Consider the following 21,154-nt stretch of genomic DNA (forward strand, 5'->3'; position numbering starts at 1 on the left):
GCGGAGCCGCACATCGACACAGCCCCGCGCCCCTGACGGGGCGCTGTGCGGCCGTGTCTCGCCCCTGCCTCAGCCCTCGGCGACGGCGGCCTCCACCGGTACCGCGTCGTCCAGTTCCCCGCTGCGCGGCGGCAGCAGGGACAGCACCGCTTCGCGGTAGACGTCGCTCGTGGCGTCGTCGTACGGGTCGGGGGTGGCCGGTACCTGGAGGCGGAGTACCGGGCCGTGGCCGAGCCGGGCGTAGCCGCGGCCGGGCGGTACCTGGGCCAGGGGCGTGGTGTGGGGTGGGGCGCCCAGTACCGCCGCGAGTTCGTCGGGCAGGGCCGGGCCGAGGACGACACGCGCGGGGGTGTGCTGTCGTACCGCCTCGCTCAACGCGTCCGCGCTGTCGAGCTGTTCGGCGATGACCACGGTGACGTTGGCCGCGCGGCCGTGGCGGAGGGGGACCTGGAGGTGGGACTGCGGATCGGGGTGGCCGGCCGCGGAGGCCAGGTGGACGAAGGCGCTCGGGCGGTCCAGGAGGATCCACAGGGGGCGCTTGCAGTCGTCCGGCTGCGGGTGGCCGGCCTGCCGTGCGCGGTTGAGGGCGACGAGCCGGCGTTCCGTCTCGTGCGCGGCCCATTCCAGGCTGGCGAGTGCTCCGGTGAGCCCGCACTCCACGGCGAGCACCCCGTCCCGGCCGGTGAGGCACGCGTACTCGCCGGTGCCGCCGCCCTCGACGACCAGGACGTCGCCGTACTGGAGCGCCTGCAGGGCGATGGAGCGCAGCAGGGTGGAGGTACCGCTGCCGGGGCGGCCGACGACCAGCAGGTGCGGCTCGGTGGAGCGGGCGCCGGTGCGCCAGACGACCGGCGGGACGTCCCGCCGGTCGTCGCCGTAGGCGAGCGGGAGGGTGCGCTGGACCTCGGCGGGGTCGGTGAAGCCGAGGACCGTCTCGCCCGGCGCGGTGACGAAGCGCTGGGCGGCGATGTCGGTGGGCAGCGGGGCGAGGACGTTCACCGTGAGGTGGTTGCCCTCCTCGTCCCACGCGAAGTGGTACTCGCGGCCCCGCCCGGACTTCGCGGTGAGGAGGTTCTCGATCCGGGCGCGGGCCGCGGGCTCGCCGTCCGGGAAGTAGGCGGGGTAGCGGATCAGGAGCTGGCCGACCCGGCCCGTGTCGTCGAACTCGTGGGCGATGAAGGCCTTCTCCCACTCCCCGCCGTGTGCGTACAGCGGCGCCGGGTCCTCGGCGGCCGAGAAGTACGGCACCAGGGCCTCGTACAGGGACTGGAGCCGCTGGGTCTGCGACTCGTCGGGGCCCTCCGGCGGGGGTGGGGCGGTGTCACGGCCGTGCCAGGCGCTCGCCGCCATCAGGGTGATGACGGCGAGCAGGGGCCCGTACGGCACCAGTGCCACGACCAGGACGACCGAGGCCACCAGGAAGAGCAGTGGCCCCCGCTTGTCCTTGGGTGTCTCCGCCCATCTGCGCCGCCCGGCCGAGGCCAGCCGGCGCAGTCCGCGGGTGACGGTGATGAGCGGATGGAGGACGTCGGTGGCACTGTCGGCAGCCGTCCGGGCCAGCTCCCGGCTCCGGGCGAGCTGCATGCCGCCGTTGCTCAGAATGCGGGGAAGAGGGCGCCGGGCCACTGCTGTCTCCTGACGGTGCGTACGGACGGGAGCGGCGTCAGAACTTGATGCCGCCGAGCAGGCTGGCCAGGCTCTCGCCGCCTGCCTTGATGCTCGGTGCGATGGCCGTGCTGGCGAGGTAGAAGCCGAAGAGCGCCGAGATCGTGGCGTGCGACGCCTTCAGCCCGTCCTTCCGGAAGAAGAGAAAGACGATGATGCCGAGCAGGACGACGCCTGACATGGAGAGGATCATTTGAGGTCTCCTGGTGTCGAAGGGGGACAGTCACCATGAGTTCTTCCAGGATCACAGCAGGTATCCATACGATAAAAGGTGCAATGGGGTGAATTCTGGCGAATTTCACTCGATTGGTGGATCATTCCTGACCTGTGCTGACTGCGGTGATCTTTACCTCGGGCGGAACCGGTCATGTGCACCCGGAGCCAGTACGCTGACGATTCACTCGTACGGCCCCGCGGCCCGCCCGTTGCCGTACGCTCCACCCGTCCGCGAAAGTCCCCGCAGCACACAGGAGAGGCGGTCCGTGCGATGAGCGAAGCCCCCGACCCCGAGGTCGTGGAGCTGGCGACCAAGATCTTCGATCTGGCCCGGCAGGGGCGGACCGAGGCGCTCGTGGCCTACGTCGACGCGGGCGTTCCGGCCAACCTCACCAACGACCGCGGCGACTCCCTGGTGATGCTCGCCGCGTACCACGGGCACGCCGAGGCGGTGCGTGAACTGCTGGCCCGGGGCGCCGAGGCGGACCGGATCAACGACCGAGGCCAGACCCCGCTCGCGGGGGCGGTCTTCAAGGGTGAGACAGAAGTGATCAAGGTGCTTCTGGAGGCCGGCGCGGACCCGGCCTCGGGCACCCCGTCGGCCGTCGACACCGCACGGATGTTCGGCAAGGCGGAGATTCTGGATTTGTTCGGTACCCACTGATACGTCTGTTCTGACCAGCGAAAACACACATAACGGGGGAGGCGGTACAGGGCCGCCGAAATTTCGGTCGCGGCAGGTCGAAGTGCCGAGTCATCATGACGTCGTGATTCACGGACGCGATGGCTGGGCAGGTGTTGCCGCACCGCGCGGGCCGTGATCGGCCCGCATGGGCCACTGACGAGAGGCAGAGAGAAATGGTCTACAGCAAGCAAGAGACGGCGGGCGCTCCGACGTTGTGTCACGCGGCCAGGTAATGCGTGTTCCCCGGTTGCGTCGACGCTTGATGTGAGGCTGTTTCCCATGTTCGATCCGGTCATAGCGCCCAGCGGCACGCTGCTCGGCCTGCTCCAGCGGGGCCGAGGCGACGGCACGCTGCACGCGCTCACCGCCCCGCGCGCCGAGGCGCTCGCGGCTCTGCACCACTGTGTGCTGAGCGACCCCCGCCACGACTGGCAGGTGGAGAACCGCTCGCTCTACTACGCCCGGCTCTACCTCGACCTGAACGGCGAGCTGGACGCCATCGAGGCGCATCTCTTCGACCCCGAGGACGTCCTCGACGACGAGGAGTCCCGTACCGGCCTCGCGCTGGCCGTGCTCGGGCACCTCGCCTCCTACGGCAGGCGGGACGCGCTCCTACTGCTGCGCAGGTACGCCGCCACCGGCTCCAACTGGGCCTGGGCCCTGGACGAGCTCGCCCTGCGGGACGACGACGCGGGCCTGCGCGCCCTGGCCGCCCCGGTGCTCGCGCGCTTCACCACGGACGCCGAGGGCGAGGCCGAACTGGCCGCCGCCGTCCGGGACGCCTTCGAACCACGGCCCTGGCGGCTGTGGGCCGAGGATCCGCGCGAATCGATCGCCACGCGCGTGCGTGCCGCGCAGGAGACCGGCTGCTTCGACCGCTGGCAACGCCAGATGCGACCTACCGGGCCCCGTCCGGGGTGGAGCGTGCGGGCGGTCTTCGAGTGGGCCCAGCAGGGCGTCGACCGGGGCGCGGCCCTCCATGTGCCGGCCGCCCGCTGCCTGGTCGCCGTGGCCGGACCCGAGGACCGGCCGGAGATCCTCCAGGCCGCCAAGGACGGCACCGACGGAGCCCGCTGCACCGCGTTGCGCTACCTCGCGGACAGCAACGACCCCGACGCGCTGAACCTGATCGAGGCCGCGGTCACCGACGGCACCGCCGCCGTCCTGGAGGCGGCCGTCGACGCCTTCGAACGCATGCGCAGCATCGCCGCCGTCGACCGGGCCCGCGGCTGGGCCCGCCGGCCCGACGCCCTGGGCGCCGCCGCTGGGCGGATGCTCGCCTGCCGGGGCGGAGCCCAGGACAGCGAACTGGTCCTCGCCGCCCTCCGGGAGGCCGTACGCGGCGAAGGCCCCGACGCCCCGACGCTCTGGACGCTCGTCGACGGCACCGGACGGCTGGGCATCGCCTGCGCCGCCCCCGTCCTGCGGCACGTCTACCGCGAGACAGCCTCGTCCCATCTCCGCGGCCGCGCCGCCCGCGCCCTGGCCGCCACCGATCCCTCCTTCGCCACCGGCTTCGCCGTCGAATGCCTGTGGGACTGCGAGGAGACCACCCGCGAGATCGCCGCCCGGCACGCCGAGACCGGTGACGCCCGGGTCGTCGAACAGCTCCGCCGGCTCGCCGCCGACCCCGCCGAGGAGGCCGAGGTCCAGACGGCCGTCCGCAGCCGCATCGGACCGGACACACCCGCCGTGTGACATATCCACGGGGGACGACGGCTTCACCACGGGAACCACGGGGGGTTCCCCGCACGTTCCGTACGCGGACGACTGCCCGCCGGGTGAACAGCCCGTGACCGACAGGCCAGCCACGCATGGACGCAGGCTGGCCCGCTCGGGTGTGCAGGCCAACGCTCATGGGACGTTTAACCATCGGAAAGATCCACTTTGACGCGGCCACGTTCAGCGCGGCGACAACACCGGTATGCGTGTCGTCATCGTGACCGAATCCTTTCCCCCCGATGTGAACGGCGTGGCCCACTGCGCGCTCCAGACCGCCCGACACCTCGTCGATCGCGGTCACGCTCCCCTCGTCGTCGCACCGGCCCCCGCCCCCGGAAACAGGCTCGCCGCGGCCGCCGCGCCGTGCCCTGTCGTCCATGTCCCCTCCCTTCCGCTCCCGGGCTATCCCCAGGTCCGCGTGGCTCTCCCCAGCCGCAAGCTCGCCGCCGCGCTGATCGAGCACCGCCCCGACGTGGTGCACCTGGCCAGCCCCTTCATCCTCGGTGTCCGCGGCATGGCCGCTGCCGCCCGGCTCGGCATCCCCGCCGTCGCCGTCTACCAGACCGATCTGGCCGGATACGCCCGTACCTACGTGGGTGCCGGGGAGGCCGCCGCCTGGCGGCGGATCCGGTCCGTGCACGGCGCCGCCGACCGCACCCTCGCCCCGTCCACCGCCTCGATCAGCGACCTGGAGGCGCACGGCGTCCCCCGGATCCAGCTGTGGCAGCGCGGCGTGGACACCGTCCGCTTCCGCCCCGAGTTCCGCGACGAGGCACTGCGCCGCGAGATCGCGCCCAACGGCGAGGTCATCGTCGGCTACGTCGGCCGGCTCGCCCCCGAGAAGCAGATCGAACTGCTCTCCGGGGTCTGCGGCCTGGACGGCGTCAAGGTCGTGATCGTGGGCGACGGGCCCAGCCAGGCGCACCTCACCGAGGCACTGCCCGGCGCGGTCTTCCTCGGCCGCCGCACCGGCTCCGACCTCGCCCGGATCTTCGCCTCCTTCGACGTCTTCGCGCACACCGGCCCCTTCGAGACGTTCTGCCAGACCGTCCAGGAGGCCATGGCCAGCGGCGTCCCGGTCGTCGCGCCCGCCGTCGGCGGCCCGATCGACCTGGTCGACCACGGCCGCACCGGGTTCCTGGTCCCGCCGCGCGACGCGGGCGCCGTCCGCGAGGCCGTGGCGTCCCTGGTGGCCGACCCCGCGCTGCGGGCCGGCTTCGGCGCCGCCGCCCGCCAGACCGTCGAGGGCCGCACCTGGGCCGCCGTCGGCGACCAGCTGATCCAGCACTACGAGGACGTGCTCGCGGCACGCCGGCCGGTGGTGGCGGCATGAGCGTCTCTCCGTCCGCGCCCCTGCGCATCGTCCGGCTGGCCAACTTCGTGGCCCCGTCGTCGGGCGGTCTGCGCACCGCCCTGCGCGAGCTCGGGAAGGGCTTCGTGGCCGCCGGTCACGAGTCGGTCCTGATCGTGCCGGGCGAGCGCTACTCGGACCGGGACGAGGAGCAGGGCCGGGTCATCACGCTGCCCGGCCCGCTGCTGCCCGGCACCGGCGGCTACCGCGTCCTCGTCGACAAGAAGCGGGTGCAGACCCTCCTGGAGCGCCTCGCCCCGGACCGCCTGGAGGTGTCCGACCGGACCACCCTGCGCTGGACCGGCCGCTGGGCCCGGCGCGCCCGGGTCCCCGCCGTGATGGTCTCCCACGAGACCGCCGACGGTGTCCTGCGCACCTGGGGCCTGTCCGAGAACATGTCCCGGCGCACCGCCGACGCCCTCAACATCCGCACGGCGCACACCTACGCGCGCGTGGTGTGCACCACCGAGTTCGCCGAGCGCGAGTTCATCCGCATCGGCGCGCGCAACGTCGTACGCGCCCCCCTGGGCGTCGACCTGATCGGCCGCCATCCCTCGATGCGCGACCCCGACCTGCGGGCGCGGTACGCGCGCGACGACGAGGCCCTGCTCGTCATGTGCTCGCGGCTGTCCGTGGAGAAGCGGCCCGGCACCGCCCTGGACGCCCTGGAGGCGCTGGTACGGCGCGGGCGCCGGGTCATCCTGGTCGTCGCCGGCGACGGGCCGCTGCGGGAGCGCCTGGAACAGCGCGCGCGGGAGCGCCGGCTGCCGGTGACCTTCCTCGGGCACGTCTCCGACCGGGACACCCTCGGCTCGCTGCAGGCGTCCGCCGACGTGGCGCTGGCGCCCGGGCCCGCCGAGACCTTCGGGCTCGCCGCCCTGGAGGCCATGGCCTGCGGGACCCCCGTGGTCGCCAGCGCCTCCTCCGCGCTGCCCGAGGTGATCGGCTCCGCGGGGGCCACCGCGGCCGACCGCGGGGAGGCGTTCGCCGACGCGGTGGAGATGCTCCTGGAGCGCCCCGCCGCCCAGCGCCGGGAGACGGCACGCGCGCGTGCGGAGTGCTTCGGCTGGGGAACGGCCGTGGAGGCCTTCCTCGCCGCGCACGACGCGCCGGTGCTGTGCCGTCGTGACGAGAGCGGAGCGACGGAACCGGTCCGTCGTGTCGTGCCGGAGGGCGTGGCATGAGAGCGGTTCGTTTCGTGGCGCTCGGGGACTCGCTGACCGAGGGCGTGGGCGACCCCGCCGGTGACGGGTGGCGCGGCTGGGCCGCGCTGCTCGCCGGCGGACTCGCCGTCAAGGACGTGGACTTCACCAACCTCGCGGTCAGCGGGGCGCAGACCCGGGACGTGCTGGAACGCCAGACCCCGGCCGCACTGGACCTGCGCCCCGACATCGTCGCCGTCGTCATAGGCGTCAACGACACCTTGCGCTGCACCTTCGACATCCACGCGGTGGCCGAACGGCTCGACAGGGTCTACGCGGCCTTCACCCAGCAGGGCGCGACCCTGCTCACGGCCTGTCTGCCCGACCCCGGCTCGATGCTGAGGCTCCCGGGCGCGCTGGCCCGCCCGCTGGCCCGCCGGCAGCGTGCGGTCAACGCGGTCGTGCACGCCCTGTCGGAGCGGTACGGGGCCGTGCATCTGCACGCGGCGGAGGGCGAGTGGCTCACCAACCGCGCGCTGTGGAGCGCGGACCGGCTGCATCCGTGCGAGCGCGGGCACCGGCAGCTCGCGGTCCGCTTCCACGCCATGCTCGCCCCGATGGGCAAGGCGACGGGGACGGCGCCGTCCCCCGAGCCCGAGTTCGCGGCGCCGACCAAGTCGGCGAGCCTGTTGTGGCTGGCCACCGCCGGCACCGCCTGGGTGATCAGGCGCTGCCGCGACCTGCTGCCCCAGCTGATGCGGCTGGCCCTCGACGAGATGCGGCACCGCCGCAAGGGGACCAGCGCCCGTCTGGACCTGAGCGCGTCGGCCGCCGTCTCCGCCGCGCTCGCCGCCCTCCACCCGCCGGAGCGGCCCGCCGACGCCGCGTGAGACCGAGGGCGCCGCGTGCGACCGAGGGTGCCGCGTGCGACCGAGGGCGCCGGCCCCGCCGAACGAGCGGTGCCGTAAGGCGGTTCAGCGGCGGCGTACGGCCACGAAGCGGACCGGGGTGCCCGGGACCGCCTGGGCCGTCGCCGGGAGGTCGGCGGCGCGGACCACCGCGATCACCGGATAGCCGCCGGTGGTCGGATGGTCGGCCAGGAACACCACCGGACGTCCGTCCGGCGGCACCTGGACGGCGCCGAGGACCATGCCCTCGCTGGGGAGTTCACCGGGACGGGCCCGCTCCAGGGCGGGCCCTTCCGTGCGCAGCCCGATCCGGTTGCTCGCCGACGACACGCGGTACGCGCGCGAGGTGAACGCCCGGACGGCACCGGCCGTGAACCAGTCGGCGCGCGGGCCCAGCGTCACCCGCAGCACCAGCTCGGCCGGCGGGGACGGCTGCGGTCCGACGTCCACGCGCGCGTGCGGGCCCGCCGGAGCGCCCAGCGGCAGCACCGTGCCGTCCGCCAGCGGAGCGGGGCCGAGCCCGGAGAGCAGATCCGTGGCCCGGCTGCCCAGCACCGGCTCGACGGCGATCCCACCGGATACGGCCACATAACTCCGTACGCCGGACAGCGCCGTTCCCACCTCGAGGAGTTCCCCGGCCGGAACCACCACGGGCGCGCCCCACGCGGCCGGGCGCCCGCCCACCGCGACCGGGCACGGCGCACCGCCGACCGCGACGACCACCGTGGAACGCGGCCGTACGGCACAGCCGTTGAGCGTCGTCTCCAGGACCGCCGCGTCGGGGGAGTTGCCGACCAGCCGGTTGACGAGCGCCGCGGCCGGCCCGTCCAGGGCGCCGGACCGGGGCACCCCGAGATGCGCGTACCCGGGCCGCCCCCGGTCCTGCACGGTGGTCAGCGCCCCGGCCCGTACGACGACGAGCGCGCGGTCGGTCACAGGTCCCCCACCGGCACGAACCGCACCCGCGTCCCCGGCGTCAGCAGCGCGGCCGGCACCCGCGTGTGGTCCCACAGCACCGCCTCCGTCGTCCCGATCAGCTGCCAGCCGCCCGGCGAGGAGCGCGGGTACACCCCGGTGTACGGCCCGGCCAGGGCGACCGCGCCCGCGGGCACGGCCGTGCGCGGGGTGGCGCGGCGCGGCACGTCGTAGCGGGCGGGGAGCCCGGTGAGGTAGCCGAAGCCCGGCGCGAAGCCGCAGAAGGCGACCGTGAAGTCGGCCCCCGCGTGGATGCGGGCGACCTCCCGCTCGGGCACCCGCCAGTGCGCGGCGACCTCGGCGAGGTCCGGGCCGTCGTAGCGCACGGGCAGCTCGATCGCCGCACGCGCGCGTGGGGGAGTGGGCGGGATCGCGGCGGCGGCCAGCTCGGCGGCCCGGCGGGCCGGGTCGTCGAGGCCGTCGAGCAGGACCGTGCGGGCGGCGGGCACGATCTCGCGGACCGTCAGCGAGCCCTCCGCGCGGCGGCGCAGCAGCTCGGCGTGGAGCGACCGGGCGTCGGCGCCGGTGCCGACCTCGACGAGGAGGGCGTCGTCACCGACGAGCCGCGTGGTCATGGGCATGGTGGTACCCGTGCGGTCGGTCCCGCTCATGCGAAGGCCGCCACGGTCACGCCCGCCTCCGTGAGCCGCGCGCGCACCCGGCGCGCCAGCTCCACGGCGCCCGGGGTGTCGCCGTGCAGACAGAGGGAGCGCGCGCGTACGGCGATGCGTGCGCCGGAGTGCGCGATGACCGCGCCGGAGCGCGCCAGTTCCACCGAGCGCTCCACGACCGTCTCCGGGTCGCTCACCACCGCGCCCTCGCGCCCGCGCGGGACGAGCGTCCCCTCGTCGGTGTACGCGCGGTCCGCGAACGCCTCCGGGACGGCCGGCAGCCCCGCCTTCCCGGCCCGCTCCAGCAGCCGCGAACCGGGCAGCCCGAGCACGGGCAGCGAGGCGTCCGCTAGGAGCACGCCGTCGACCACCGCGGCGGCCTGCTCCTCGTCGTGTACGACCCGGTTGTAGAGCGCGCCGTGCGGCTTCACGTACGCCACCCGGGAGCCCGCCGCCCGGGCGAAGACCTCGAGGGCGCCGATCTGGTAGGCCACCTCGGCCGCCAGTTCGGCGGGCGGCACGTCCATCGCGCGCCGCCCGAACCCCGCCAGGTCCCGGTAGGACACCTGGGCGCCGATCGTCACCCCGCGCCCGGCCGCCAGCTCGCACACCCGCCGCATGGTGGCCGCGTCCCCGGCGTGGAAGCCGCAGGCCACGTTGGCGCTGGTGACGACGGACAGCAACTGCTCGTCGTCGGTCAGCCGCCAGCGGCCGAAGCCCTCGCCGAGATCGGCGTTCAGGTCGATCGAGGTCATGGATCCGTTGTCTCCCCTGTCAGGCCACGCGGTACTGCTCGTCGCGGGCGTCGCTGATGAACATCTGGCCCGGCGCGTGCGTGAGGGCGAACGGCGGCCGTGAGGCCATCACCGCCGCCTGCGGGGTCACCCCGCACGCCCAGAACACCGGGATGTCGTCCGGGTCGGCGTCCACCGGGTCGCCGAAGTCCGGTCGGCCCAGGTCCTCGATGCCGAGCACCGAGGGATCGCCGCAGTGCACGGGGCCGCCGTGCACCGCCGGAAGCAGACTGCTCTCCCGGATCGCGGCGGACAGATGCGCCGGGGGCACCGGGCGCATGGACACCACCATCGGCCCGCCGAGCCGCCCCGCCGGACGGCACGGGCTGCTGGTGACGTACATCGGCACGTTCCGGCCCTGCTCGACGTGGCGGATCGGCACTCCGGCCCGGGCCAGCGCCCACTCGAAGGTGAAGCTGCACCCGAGCAGGAACGACACCAGGTCGTCCCGCCAGTACGCGCGCACGTCCGTCGGCTCGTCCACCAGCTCCCCGTCCCGCCACACCCGGTAGCGCGGCAGGTCGGTGCGCAGGTCCGCGCCCTCCGCGAGGACGGTGCCGGTGGCCCCGGCGTCGGTGACGTCGAGCACCGGACAGGCCTTGGGGTTGCGCTGGCAGAACAGCAGCATGTCGTACGCCCAGTCCGCGGGCACCGAGATCAGGTTCGCCTGGGTGTGACCGGCCGCGACCCCGGCCGTGGCGCCCGTGCGGCCCTCCCGGAAGCGGGCCCGCGCGGTGTGCGGGCTCCACGCGTGCGCGTGCTCGTCCGTCAGCACGACGGGCCGGTCCTCGGTCGCGAGGACGGGTGAGCGGTCTTCCGTACGGTTCACGCCAGTTCCTTCCCGCGCGTCTCCGGCAGTCCGAACAGGGCCAGGGCGGCGAGCGCGTATCCGGCGGCGCCGAAGACCAGCGCACCGCCCACGCCCCAGCTGTCGGCCAGGAAGCCCACCAGGGTCGGGAAGACCGCGCCCACCGCGCGTCCGGTGTTGTACGTGAAGCCCTGTCCGGTGCCGCGCACCGCCGTCGGGTATAGCTCGCTCAGATACGAACCGAAGCCGCTGAAGATCGCCGACATGCAGAAGCCGAGCGGGAAACCGAGCACCAGGAGCAGGGTGTTGGCGCCGTCCGGGATGTTCGCGTACGCCAGCACAGAGACCGCCGACAACAGCGCGAACAGCCAGATGTTGCGCCGGCGGCCCAGCCGGTCGGTGAGATAGCCGCCGGTCAGGTAGCCGAGGAACGCCCCGGAGATCAGGAAGGTCAGATAGCCGCCGGTGCCGACGACCGACAGACCGCGGTCGGTCTTGAGGTACGTCGGGATCCAGGTCGCCAGCGTGTAGTAGCCGCCCTGCACCCCCGTGGACAGCAGGCCCGCGAAGACCGTGGTGCGCAGCAGCCCGGGCGCGTCGGCCGTGCCCCGCCGGAAGATCGCGGCGAACGAGCCGCGCTGCGGGCTCTGTTCCCGAACCGCGACCGCCTGCGGGGCGTCGTGCACCCGGCGGCGCAGCCAGACCACGAGCAGCGCGGGCAGCGCGCCGGTCCAGAACATCACCCGCCAGGCCATGTCGTCGCCGACGAACGAGAAGACCAGCGTGTAGACGATCGCGGCGAGCGCCCAGCCGACGGCCCAGGAACTCTGGATCGCGCCCAGCGTGCGGCCGCGGTGCCGGGCGCTCGCGTACTCGGCGACCAGGATCGCGCCGACCGCCCACTCGCCGCCGAAACCGAGACCCTGGAGCGCGCGGAACACCAGCAGCGTCTCGTAGTTGGGCGCGAAACCGCAGGCCACCGTGAAGACCGCGTAGGTGATCACCGTGATCATCAGGGCGCGGACCCGGCCGACCCGGTCCGCGACCACGCCCGCCACGGCGCCGCCGATCGCGGACACCACCAGGGTGACGGTGGTGAACAGGCCGGTCTGGCCGCTGTCCAGACCGAAGTACGCCGCGAGCGCGACCATGCTCAGCGGCAGCGTGAAGTAGTCGTATGAATCCAGGGCATATCCGCCGAAAGCACCGGCGAACGCACGCCGGCCGCGCGGGCCGAGGGCGTGCAGCCAGCCGAACGCGCCGTCCTCGGCGGCGCGTTCACCCTTGTCCGGCTGTGTGCCGGTCAGGGCCTGGGGTGGAGGAGTCGTGCTCATGTGCACCTCGCAGACGAGGGGACGGAGGGTGCGTGGACTGAGCCGTGCGGGGGCCCTAGGGGCCGTGCGGGGGCCGTGTCGAGGTGAGCGTGATGAGCACCGTAGAGGATCGTTCAACGATCCTTCAATAGGCACGTTGTTTCGTTCTTGTGTCTGCGGTTGAATTCCGGGCATGGCAGAGCAGCTGACGGGACTGGCCGACGACCGCGCCCTCCTCGGGCGCACCAGCACCGCCGAACGGGTCTCCGACATCCTCAGAAGCCGGATCGCCGAGGGGTACTTCCCACCGGGCACCCGGCTGTCGGAGGACGGCATCGGCGGTGCGCTCGGCGTCTCGCGCAACACGCTGCGCGAGGCGTTCCGGCTGCTCACCCATGAACGCCTGCTTGTCCACGAACTCAACCGGGGCGTCTTCGTCCGCGTCCTGACTGTCGAGGACGTCGAGGACATCTACCGCACCCGGACCCTCGTCGAGTGCGCCGTCGTACGCGGCCTCGGCGACCCGCCGTACGCCCTGGACGCCCTGTCGGCGGCGGTCACCGAAGGGCAGCGGGCGGCGGCCGGAGATGACTGGAAAGCAGTGGGTACGGCCAATATCCACTTCCACCGGGAGCTGGTCGCCCTGGCCGGCAGCGACCGCACCGACGAACTGATGCGCAGCGTCTTCGCCGAACTCCGCCTCGCGTTCCACGTGGTCGACGACCCGCACGCGCTGCACGAGCCGTACCTGGCCCGGAACCGGGAGATCCTCCGAGCCCTGGAAGCGGGCGACAGATACGGAGCGGAACGGCTGCTTGAGACCTACCTCACGGATTCGCTGGAACGAGTGGTGGAGGTCTATCGACGCCGGGTCGACAGCGCCCCGTAAGGGGCGCGGGGAACTGCGCGACGAGCCCCCACCGGCCCGCACCGTGGCGAACCACCCGCACCCACCCGGCCCCACCGGCGGAGCCACCTGCGTCGTTTGGGCCGATGTCAGACCCAGGACCTAGTCTGTGCACCGTGACTTCGCCTGCATCGACGGACAGCGTTCCGCCCCAGCTCGGCGCGGGGCCGCGCCCGGCACCGGGCCCGGCCGCCGACGAGGGGCTGGCGCGGCGGCTGCGCGCGCTCGCGTGCACCGCGCCGCTGCACGACCTCGACACCCGCAAGGCGAACCTGGCCGGCGAGTACTCGGTCTACGGCATGGCCGAGGTGGCCCTCTCCGCCATCGACCTGGTCACCCTCAACATGGACTTCGACACCGGCGCCGACCACGAGCAGATCGTCGCCCGGCTGATCCCGCGCATCTCCGCCCAGACCCCGCACCGCCCGGTCGCCGAGCACGAGCGGGTGGCCCGCTGGGTCCTGGAGAACCTGATCAACGTCGGCAGCGTCGACCGCGGCTTCCGCGCGGTGTACGGCACCTTCGCGCCCGACGGGTCCTACGTCCGCCGGGACTACGACTTCAAGCTCATCGAGGAGGTGCCGGGCCCCGGCGGCACGGTGTACCTGCGGACCACGGACGAGGCGGTCAACGTCCTGGTCGGCGCCCTCGACACGGACGTCACCAGCGCCCAGATCGCCGCCGAGGTCAAGCTGGAGGTGCTGGTCAACCGCGGCCGCCTCGCCGACGCCCAGCTCGCCGCGGAGCAGGCCCGCTACCGGACCGTGCAGTACTCGGAGTCCCTGCGCCGCGCCCTGGACGCCACCCGGCGCAACGTCCGCGCGGTGGACTGGCTCAACGCCGTGCCCGACATGATCGCCGAGGCCCTGGACCACGTCGCCGACCGCTACCGGCACGAGAACGCGATCCTCACCAACATCCGCAAGGCCCGCGACGAGACCGAGGAGCCCGAGAACAAGCGGCGCGCCGCCGAACTCGTCGACATCGTCAAGGACTGCATCCGACGCCATACGCAGTTGCAGTCGCGACTGCTGGAGGCGGGGCCGCTGTTCCGCGCGGAGCAGGACCGGCAGGCGTTCGCGACACCGATGACGACGTCCGGCACGGACCTGTACGGGCATCTCCTCGCGCCGCTGCTGCCGCTGCCGCTGGAGCAGGCGAGCCGGGTCACCAGCGCGTTCTTCGCGCGCGGCACCGGGCTGCGGACGCCGGTGTCGGTGCGGGTCGGCGACCTCGTCGACATACTGCTGACGCCGCCGGTCGAGCGGGAGCACCTGGGCGCGGAGATGCCGGAGCCGGACCTCATCGCCACACCGGACGACAGCCGGTTCAGCGAGGAGCAGCTGGCGGCGGCGATGGAGTTGCTGGATCTTCCGGCCGACGCGCCGCGGCGGTTGTCGGGGCTGTTGGCCCAGGCGCGGCGGTCCGATCCCGATCTGCCTTACCTGGTGGCCCTGTTGGCTGTTCACGCGGCCAGTCCGGCGGTCGGTACGGCGTATCGGCAGGGCGAGGGCAAGTTGCTGTTCGCCGTGGACGACGGGACCGAGCTGGACGATCCCGAGTTCGGTGGGGCGGATCTGATCGTGGGGACCGCTTTGCTGGACGCGGTGGGGATGGCTGCGGATCGGACCGAGGCGGCGTGATGTCGTGCGTCGGGTGCGGGTCGTTCGTGGCTGGTCGCGCAGTTCCCCGCGCCCCTGACGGGGCGCTTGCGCCGACCCCTGTTTTCAAGTCGAGGGAGTTGTCGTAGTGAGCGAGTACGTCGAGGCTGAGGTGTCTGCCGGGGCGGCGCCCGCTGCCGTCACGCCGGCCGATGCCGCCGATGCCGCGCGGCTCGTCGCCTTCGGGTTGCAGCCCAAGCTGCAGCCCGCGCGTGACCAGGAGTACACGGAGCTGCTGCGGCGGTACCGGGAGGACCCCGTGTTCGCGCGGCTCGCGGATGCCGTGGCCGCCGGGCTCGGTCTTGTGGTGCTGGAGGTGTCGCCCCGCGCGGGGATGGCCGTGACCGCCGCCGAGGACTCGGTGTTCGCCGTTCGCATGGGCGACTACGCGCGTCGTACGTCCGCCGACGGCAGCGACCGCTTCCTGCACGGACTCGCGCATCTCGCCGTTGCCGCACTGGCCTTCCCGCGTCCCGAGGACCTGGCCGACGACGGGTACATCGGGCGGATCACGGTCAACGGCGTCGACGCCTTCGTACGGCAGGCCTGCCGCCGCCTTGAGGAGCGGGCGGAGGAGCTGGGGGAGAACACCGACCCCGCCACCGACGCGCCCGGCCTGGAGGCCGCCTGGCGGATCTGGGCCAGACGCAGCGCGACCGGTGCCACCAAGGACGCCCGCCGGCTGGCCGGTTCCACCACCGGGATCATCGGCAAGGCGGTCGTCTTCCTCACCGACTCCGGGTTCCTCCAGCGGACCGGCGACGAGCAGGGCGGCACCTACCGCACGACGGCCCGCTACCAGCTCCAGGTACGGGACATGGCGGGCAGCGCCGCCATGGCCGAGCTGCTGGAGCTGGGTGTCGTCCCGGTCACCGACGGCACGGCCAGTCTGATGCCCGCCGACGACACCGAGGATCTGGACCTGGTCGCCGACGCCGGGCTGCCGTTCCACTCCTGAGCCGTCAGAACCCCTTTCCCAAGCCTTACGAGAGTCCGCCATGTACGAGCTGTCCCGGGTCCGCCTCTACTCCATCGGGCCCGCCGGTGCGCGCTACGCCGACACCGTGCTGGACCTGCGCGGTGTCGGCGAGCCCGTGCCCGACCCCGCCCCCACCCAGGCGGAGTTCTTCGAGGAGGAGCCGGTCGGCCCGCCGCGCCGGCCCGCGCCCGCAGGCGTGCTCTTCCTGGAGAACGGCGGCGGCAAGTCGGTGCTGCTCAAGCTGATCTTCTCGGTGATGCTGCCGGGCCACCGCAACACCCTCGGCGGCGCCAGCTCGGGCGTGCTGCGCAAGTTCCTGCTCGCCGACGACTGCGGGCATGTCGCCCTGGAGTGGCAGCACACCCTGACCGGCGAGTGCGTGGTCGTGGGCAAGGTGAGCGAGTGGCGGGGGCGGCAGGTCTCCAACGACCCGCGGAAGTTCGCGGAGGCCTGGTACTCCTTCCGGCCGGGTCCGGGGCTCTCGCTGGACAACCTGCCGGTCGCCGAGTCCACCGCCGTACGGCCGCCGGTGGAGGGCGCGTCCGGCGCACAGGGGCGTCGGCGGACCATGAAGGGCTTCAGGGACGCCATCACCGAGGCGAGCAAGTTCTACCCGCATCTGGAGGTGCACTGGGAGGAGATCCACGACCGCTGGATCGAGCACCTCGGCGACCTGGGCCTGGACCCCGAACTCTTCCGCTACCAGCGGGAGATGAACGCCGACGAGGGCGAGGCCGCCGGCCTGTTCGCGGTGAAGAAGGACTCCGACTTCACCGACCTGCTGCTGCGGGCCGTGACCGACACCCGGGACACCGACGGGCTCGCCGACCTGGTCGGCGGCTTCGGCAACAAGCTGGGGCGGCGCGCCGAACTGATCGCCGAACGGGACTTCACCGCCGGATCGGTGGAGCTGCTCAGCCGGATCGTGGAGGCCGCGGAGGGACGGGCCCGCGCGCGGGACATCCACGCGGGCGCCGAACGCCGCACGCGCACGCTGGCCCGGCGGCTGTCCGCGCGGGGCGTGGAGGAGCGGGTGCGCGCCGCCGAACTCGCCCAGCGGGTCACGGCCGCCGCCTACGCCGTCACCCACTCCGAGGGCGCCCGTGAGCGCAGCGCGCTCATCGCCGCCGAACTCGCCTACCGGCACGCCTCGCTGGCGCTGGCCGCCGGTGAGAAGTCGGCCGCCGCGCAGAAACGCGAGCTGGCCGACGCGCGCACCCTGCACTCCGCCTGGCAGGCCGCCGAGGCCGTGCTGCGGCACCGGGCCGCCGCCGACCGCGTCGCACGGGTGGCCGCCGCCATCCAGGAGGCCGAACGGGACGCGGCCCCCGCGCTCGCCGCCCGCGCGAAGGCCGCCGTCGACCTCGTCAGGGCCCTGCACTCGGCCGCCGAGAACGCCGAGAACCTCGCCAACGAGGAGGAGGAGCGGTCCGCCGCCCTCCAGGAGGTCAGCGACTCCGCGTACCGGGACTCGACCTCCTCCGCCACCGAGGCCCAGCGTGCCCGCAGCGAGGCCGGACATCTGCGCCAGCGCCTCGGCGAGGTCGAGCAGGAGACCGCCGAGGCGGTCCGCGCGGGCTGGCTCGACGACAGCGCCCCGGACGCCGACCCGGCCCGCGCCGCCCTCGCGGCCAGCGACGCCGAGAAGACGGCCGTGGCCGCCTGGGACACCGCCCGCGAGGCCTCCCGCAAGACCGCCGAGCACGCGCGCGAGGCGGCCTCCGCCGAGTCCCGCGCCGAGCTCACGGCAGCCCGCGCGGCGGACGCGGCGACGGCGGCCGAGCGGACGTACGACGCCGAGAAGCGCCTCGCCGAGGCCCTGGCGGCGGAGCAGCGGCTCGCCGAACTGCTCGGCCTCACCGGCTCCCGTACGGCTGTGCCACGGCCCCGGCACGAGGGCGGCGACGACACCCTCACCCCCGAGGAACTCGACCGGTTCGCCGACGAGCTGCGCGAGCTGCTCGACGACGCCGTCGGCTCCGCCGAGCGGCACCTGTTCGAACTGCGCACCGCGGCCGCCGACGACTCCCGGATCCTCGGTGCCCTGGGCGACGGCGGACTGCTGCCCCCGGGACCCGATGTGCTGGCCACCGTCGAGTTCCTCGGCGAGCACGGCATCCCGGCCCTGCCCGGCTGGCGCTACCTAGCCCAGGCCGTCGACCCGGCGGATCACGCGCGCGTGCTCGCCGCCCGCCCCGAACTCGTCGACGGCGTCATCATCACCGACCCGGACACGCACGCGCGGGCTCGCGAGGCACTCGGCGAGGCGGCCCTGCTGCCGCGTTCCGCCGTCGCCGTCGGCACCGCCGCCGCCCTGCTCGCACCGACTCCGGCCGCCGACGCCACCCCGGGCGACGTGTTCCTCGTACCGCCGAACCCGGCCATGCACGACGAGCACGCCGCCGACGAGGAACGCCAGGCGCTCCGCGCCCGGGCGACCGAGCGGGACGAGGAGATCCGCACCCTCGCCGCGCGGCTCGGCAAGGACCGCGAACTGGCCGCCCGGCTCGCCTCCTGGCGTACCGGCTGCCCGGCCGGGCGGCTGGTGGAGCTGGCACGGACCGCGGGGGACACCCGCGCGTTCGCGGAGGAGTCCGAGGCCGAACTGACCGAGGCGCGGACCGTGCGGGCGGAGACCGAGGAGGCCGCCGCCGAGGCCGCCCAGGCGCGTGACGAGCGGCAGGAGGCCGCGCAGCGGGCCCGACGGTCCGCCGACGCCCTCGCCGGCCTCGCGTTCCGGCTCCGCGAGCGGTCCGGCTGGCAGGTGAAACTGCGGGAACTCGCCGACGAGGCCGTCGAGTCGGAGGCCCGCGCCCAGTCCTGCCTGGACCGCGCCCGGGCCGCCGACGAGGACCGGCGCGCCGCCCAGCGCGCCGCCGACGACGCCCGCCGCACCGCCCGCGCGCTGCGCGCCGAGCGCTCCGAGATCGCCGGCGCCCCCGACGACGTGCCCGAGGCGGACGAGGACGCGCCCAGGTCCTCGCTGCCCGCCCTGCGCGAGGCCTACCGGGCCGCCTCCCAGGTCTACGAGAAGGTCGGTGTCGGCGCCGACCTGCGTGCCGAGCAGGCCCGCTCGGAGAGCGACGAGAGCGCCGCGCTCGCGGAACTGGACCGGCTGAGCAACAAGGTCCGCACCCGCGCGGAGCAGCTGCTCCAGTCGCCGGAAGGCTCCGACGGACCCTCCCGGCAGGCCGCCGCCGCCCGCGCGGAGGAGCTGGTGCAGCTCCTGGAGACCCGGATGTCGACCGCCAGCGAGCAGCTCGGGCGCCTGCGCGGCGAGGCCGAGCGGCACGCCCCCGAGGACGGCGAGGCGCACACCGAGCTGCCCGAGGAGACGCAGCCGCGCGACGCCGAGCACGCCCAGGCGCTGCTGCGCACCGCGACGGCCGAACTGGCCTCACGCACCGAGGCGTTGGCCCAGGCCCGCGAGGCCCACGCCGAACTGCTGGAGACCCACCGCGCCGCCGAGGACGCGGCCGGCGGCTTCGACGAGATCGCCGCCATGCTCCGCGACCTGCTGCGCGAGCACGCCCCCGAAGAAGAGCAGGAGGCGCCCGAGCCCTACCCCGGCAGCCCGGAGGAGGCCCGGCAGTCCGCCGCCGAGGCCCGCCGCTCGCTGCGCGGCTGCGCCGGTGACCTGTCCACCGCCGAGTCCGCCGTACGCGAGGCGAGCGATGTGCTGGTCCGGCACGCCAACTCCACGCGGTACGAGGCGGTCCGCACCCCCGCGCGTCAGCAGATCCGTGAACTGCCCGCCTCCGCGCTGCCCGAGCACGCCCAGAAGTGGGCCGACGCCTTCGCCCCCCGACTGCGTGTGCTGACCGATGAGCTGGCGCAGCTGGAGCGCAATCGGGACTCGATCGTGGACCGGCTGCGCGGGCTCGTCGAGTCCGCGCTCGCGACCCTGCGGTCCGCCCAGCGGCTGTCCCGGCTGCCCGAGGGGCTCGGCGAGTGGTCCGGGCAGGAGTTCCTGCGCATCCGCTTCGAGGAGCCCGACCAGGCCACGCTCACCGAGCGGCTGGGCGAGGTCGTCGACGAGGCGACCCGGGCCGCCGTGAAGAAGAACTCCGACCTGCGGCGGGACGGAATGTCCCTGCTGCTGCGGGGCGTTGCGGCGGCCCTGCAACCGAAGGGGATCGCCGTCGAGATCCTCAAGCCCGACGCGGTGCTGCGCGCGGAGCGGGTCCCGGTGGGGCAGATGGGGGACGTGTTCTCCGGCGGGCAGCTGCTCACGGCCGCCATCGCCCTGTACTGCACGATGGCCGCGCTGCGCTCCAACGACCGGGGCCGGGACAAGCACCGGCACGCGGGGACGCTGTTCCTCGACAACCCGATCGGGCGGGCCAACGCGACGTATCTGCTGGAGCTTCAGCGGGCCGTGTCGGACGCCCTGGGGGTGCAGCTGCTCTATACGACCGGACTGTTCGACACGACCGCGCTGGCCGAGTTCCCGCTGGTCATCAGGTTGCGCAACGATGCCGACCTCAGGGCCGGGCTGAAGTACATCAGCGTCGAGGAACACCTCCGGCCCGGGCTGCCGCAGCAGCTCCAGGCCGGAGAGACCGTCCACAGCGAGATCACGGCGACCCGGATGTTCAAGAAACCCTCGGCCTGAGGGGGCCCGCGCCCCCGTCACCCGCGTGTCGCCGGTGTCGCCCGTGGCGCGCTCAGGGGTGGGACAGCTGCCCGGCGTTGCCGCCGTGGCGCCGTATCCGCTCCTGTTCGCGCTCGGCGGCCCGCTCCTGGCGCCGGGCCGCCCGCCGCTCGCGGCGCAAGGTGCGCGCCGTGCTGCTCGGCTCCGAGACCACGCCGTTGCGCTGGCTCCACACCTGACGGGTCACCAGCACGTCGACCGCGCTCCAGGTGGCCACCACCGTGCTCGCCACGCTGCTGATCACCATCGGGAACGCCAGCCAGGACTCCGCCATCGTGCAGAGGAACGCCACCATGGCCTGGATCAGCGTGACCGCGATGATGATCACCGCCCGCACGGCCGAGGTACGCACCGGATCCGGCATCCGGTACCGCTTGGCGGGCTCCTCGACCCACAGCGGCCGGTACGGCACCTGCTGTCGCGTACGTGCCCCGGGTCCCGGTCGTGCCGTCGAGCTCACCACCGTGTCGTCCTCGGGCGCCAAGCGCCGCTGAGCCGTCCCCATCAACGTGTCACTCCCCACCGCCGGCAGACTCCTCGCACCGGTGTCCGACGACCCCGGCTCCCCAGTGGCTGCCCGGCTTGCGCTGTTTTACGCCGCCCGGATGCGAGATGCGGCTCCTGTGGCCGATTCCGCACCCATCTCCCATGTACAAGGACGAACGAACTCGCCCGATGATTCCCAACCAGCGAAAAATTCCGGCCAACTGATCCTTCGTCCCGTTCCCGCCCCACTCGCACGAACTCGGCGTGACCGCGGGGG

Annotated in this window: 17 protein-coding genes; 9 read left to right on the forward strand and 8 right to left on the reverse strand. The window is 73.8% G+C overall.

Features of this window, described 5'->3' with window-relative positions; genetic code table 11:
- Positions 1 to 69 precede the first annotated feature (69 nt).
- Both ACGFZS_RS29975 and ACGFZS_RS29980 read right to left on the reverse strand, forming a co-directional pair.
- Positions 70 to 1,626: a hypothetical protein gene (locus tag ACGFZS_RS29975; protein WP_393797708.1), complete on the reverse strand. Its 1,557-nt coding sequence runs from the start codon at positions 1,624 to 1,626 to the stop codon at positions 70 to 72.
- A gap of 37 nt (positions 1,627 to 1,663) precedes the next feature.
- Positions 1,664 to 1,858 (reverse strand): hypothetical protein, encoded by a 195-nt coding sequence (locus tag ACGFZS_RS29980; RefSeq protein WP_355722683.1) that lies wholly within the window; start codon positions 1,856 to 1,858, stop codon positions 1,664 to 1,666.
- 294 nt (positions 1,859 to 2,152) lie between these two features.
- Between ACGFZS_RS29980 and ACGFZS_RS29985 the strand changes: the two genes are divergently transcribed.
- The 5 genes from ACGFZS_RS29985 to ACGFZS_RS30005 all read left to right on the forward strand — a co-directional run bounded on the left by ACGFZS_RS29985 (position 2,153) and on the right by ACGFZS_RS30005 (position 7,671).
- Positions 2,153 to 2,545: an ankyrin repeat domain-containing protein gene (locus tag ACGFZS_RS29985; RefSeq protein ID WP_359224704.1), complete on the forward strand. Its 393-nt coding sequence runs from the start codon at positions 2,153 to 2,155 to the stop codon at positions 2,543 to 2,545.
- Positions 2,546 to 2,845: 300 nt separating this feature from the next.
- Positions 2,846 to 4,264 carry a HEAT repeat domain-containing protein gene (locus ACGFZS_RS29990; protein WP_393797709.1) on the forward strand — a complete coding sequence of 473 codons (1,419 nt, stop codon included), beginning with the start codon at positions 2,846 to 2,848 and terminating at the stop codon, positions 4,262 to 4,264.
- A gap of 226 nt (positions 4,265 to 4,490) precedes the next feature.
- Entirely contained in the window at positions 4,491 to 5,621 is a 1,131-nt protein-coding gene (locus ACGFZS_RS29995; RefSeq protein ID WP_355722692.1) for a glycosyltransferase family 1 protein, read from the forward strand.
- Entirely contained in the window at positions 5,618 to 6,823 is a 1,206-nt protein-coding gene (locus ACGFZS_RS30000; RefSeq protein WP_393667553.1) for a glycosyltransferase, read from the forward strand. The genes ACGFZS_RS29995 and ACGFZS_RS30000 overlap by 4 nt, the downstream gene beginning before the upstream one ends.
- A complete protein-coding gene (locus tag ACGFZS_RS30005; protein WP_393548080.1) occupies positions 6,820 to 7,671 on the forward strand; it encodes an SGNH/GDSL hydrolase family protein in 852 nt (283 codons plus the stop codon). Before ACGFZS_RS30000 ends, ACGFZS_RS30005 begins: the two co-directional genes overlap by 4 nt.
- Positions 7,672 to 7,755: 84 nt before the next feature.
- On the opposite strand, the gene ACGFZS_RS30010 is transcribed toward ACGFZS_RS30005, so the two are convergent.
- Genes ACGFZS_RS30010 through ACGFZS_RS30030 form a run of 5 tightly spaced genes read right to left on the reverse strand, consistent with a single transcriptional unit; the run spans position 7,756 to position 12,211 of the window.
- Positions 7,756 to 8,625: a biotin-dependent carboxyltransferase family protein gene (locus tag ACGFZS_RS30010; RefSeq protein ID WP_393797710.1), complete on the reverse strand. Its 870-nt coding sequence runs from the start codon at positions 8,623 to 8,625 to the stop codon at positions 7,756 to 7,758.
- A complete protein-coding gene (locus ACGFZS_RS30015; protein ID WP_393797711.1) occupies positions 8,622 to 9,239 on the reverse strand; it encodes an allophanate hydrolase subunit 1 in 618 nt (205 codons plus the stop codon). Before ACGFZS_RS30015 ends, ACGFZS_RS30010 begins: the two co-directional genes overlap by 4 nt.
- A 32-nt stretch (positions 9,240 to 9,271) precedes the next feature.
- Positions 9,272 to 10,030, reverse strand: a complete 759-nt coding sequence (locus ACGFZS_RS30020; RefSeq protein WP_393797712.1) for a LamB/YcsF family protein — start codon at positions 10,028 to 10,030, stop codon at positions 9,272 to 9,274.
- Positions 10,031 to 10,049: 19 nt separating this feature from the next.
- Positions 10,050 to 10,898: a putative hydro-lyase gene (locus tag ACGFZS_RS30025; protein WP_393797713.1), complete on the reverse strand. Its 849-nt coding sequence runs from the start codon at positions 10,896 to 10,898 to the stop codon at positions 10,050 to 10,052.
- On the reverse strand, positions 10,895 to 12,211 hold the full coding sequence (locus ACGFZS_RS30030; RefSeq protein WP_393797714.1) for an MFS transporter: 1,317 nt from the start codon (positions 12,209 to 12,211) through the stop codon (positions 10,895 to 10,897). Before ACGFZS_RS30030 ends, ACGFZS_RS30025 begins: the two co-directional genes overlap by 4 nt.
- A 172-nt stretch (positions 12,212 to 12,383) precedes the next feature.
- Between ACGFZS_RS30030 and ACGFZS_RS30035 the strand changes: the two genes are divergently transcribed.
- The 4 genes from ACGFZS_RS30035 (at position 12,384) to ACGFZS_RS30050 (ending at position 20,352) form a co-directional block, all read left to right on the forward strand.
- Entirely contained in the window at positions 12,384 to 13,079 is a 696-nt protein-coding gene (locus tag ACGFZS_RS30035; RefSeq protein WP_393797715.1) for a GntR family transcriptional regulator, read from the forward strand.
- A gap of 134 nt (positions 13,080 to 13,213) precedes the next feature.
- Positions 13,214 to 14,740 (forward strand): hypothetical protein, encoded by a 1,527-nt coding sequence (locus ACGFZS_RS30040; protein WP_393797716.1) that lies wholly within the window; start codon positions 13,214 to 13,216, stop codon positions 14,738 to 14,740.
- Between the two features lie 106 nt (positions 14,741 to 14,846).
- A complete protein-coding gene (locus ACGFZS_RS30045; RefSeq protein ID WP_393548067.1) occupies positions 14,847 to 15,716 on the forward strand; it encodes a hypothetical protein in 870 nt (289 codons plus the stop codon).
- Positions 15,717 to 15,756: 40 nt separating this feature from the next.
- Complete coding sequence (locus ACGFZS_RS30050; RefSeq protein WP_393797717.1) at positions 15,757 to 20,352, forward strand: hypothetical protein; 4,596 nt, start codon at positions 15,757 to 15,759, stop codon at positions 20,350 to 20,352.
- 52 nt (positions 20,353 to 20,404) lie between these two features.
- Here the strand turns inward: ACGFZS_RS30050 and ACGFZS_RS30055 are convergent, their stop codons facing one another.
- Positions 20,405 to 20,896, reverse strand: coding sequence for a hypothetical protein (locus ACGFZS_RS30055; RefSeq protein ID WP_393797718.1), 492 nt, complete (start codon positions 20,894 to 20,896; stop codon positions 20,405 to 20,407).
- Positions 20,897 to 21,154: the final 258 nt, after the last annotated feature.

This window comes from Streptomyces sp. NPDC048288 (assembly GCF_043201555.1).
In the GTDB taxonomy this organism is placed as follows: Bacteria; Actinomycetota; Actinomycetes; order Streptomycetales; family Streptomycetaceae; genus Streptomyces.

Coding starts and splice junctions, on each gene's coding strand:
- ACGFZS_RS30055 (WP_393797718.1), bottom strand. CDS start 20,896: ATGGGGACGGCTCAGCGGCGCTTGGCGCCCGAGGACGACACGGTGGTG.
- ACGFZS_RS30020 (WP_393797712.1), bottom strand. CDS start 10,030: ATGACCTCGATCGACCTGAACGCCGATCTCGGCGAGGGCTTCGGCCGC.
- ACGFZS_RS29995 (WP_355722692.1), top strand. CDS start 4,491: ATGCGTGTCGTCATCGTGACCGAATCCTTTCCCCCCGATGTGAACGGC.
- ACGFZS_RS29980 (WP_355722683.1), bottom strand. CDS start 1,858: ATGATCCTCTCCATGTCAGGCGTCGTCCTGCTCGGCATCATCGTCTTT.
- ACGFZS_RS29990 (WP_393797709.1), top strand. CDS start 2,846: ATGTTCGATCCGGTCATAGCGCCCAGCGGCACGCTGCTCGGCCTGCTC.
- ACGFZS_RS30050 (WP_393797717.1), top strand. CDS start 15,757: ATGTACGAGCTGTCCCGGGTCCGCCTCTACTCCATCGGGCCCGCCGGT.
- ACGFZS_RS30000 (WP_393667553.1), top strand. CDS start 5,618: ATGAGCGTCTCTCCGTCCGCGCCCCTGCGCATCGTCCGGCTGGCCAAC.
- ACGFZS_RS30035 (WP_393797715.1), top strand. CDS start 12,384: ATGGCAGAGCAGCTGACGGGACTGGCCGACGACCGCGCCCTCCTCGGG.
- ACGFZS_RS29985 (WP_359224704.1), top strand. CDS start 2,153: ATGAGCGAAGCCCCCGACCCCGAGGTCGTGGAGCTGGCGACCAAGATC.
- ACGFZS_RS30030 (WP_393797714.1), bottom strand. CDS start 12,211: ATGAGCACGACTCCTCCACCCCAGGCCCTGACCGGCACACAGCCGGAC.
- ACGFZS_RS30015 (WP_393797711.1), bottom strand. CDS start 9,239: ATGACCACGCGGCTCGTCGGTGACGACGCCCTCCTCGTCGAGGTCGGC.
- ACGFZS_RS30005 (WP_393548080.1), top strand. CDS start 6,820: ATGAGAGCGGTTCGTTTCGTGGCGCTCGGGGACTCGCTGACCGAGGGC.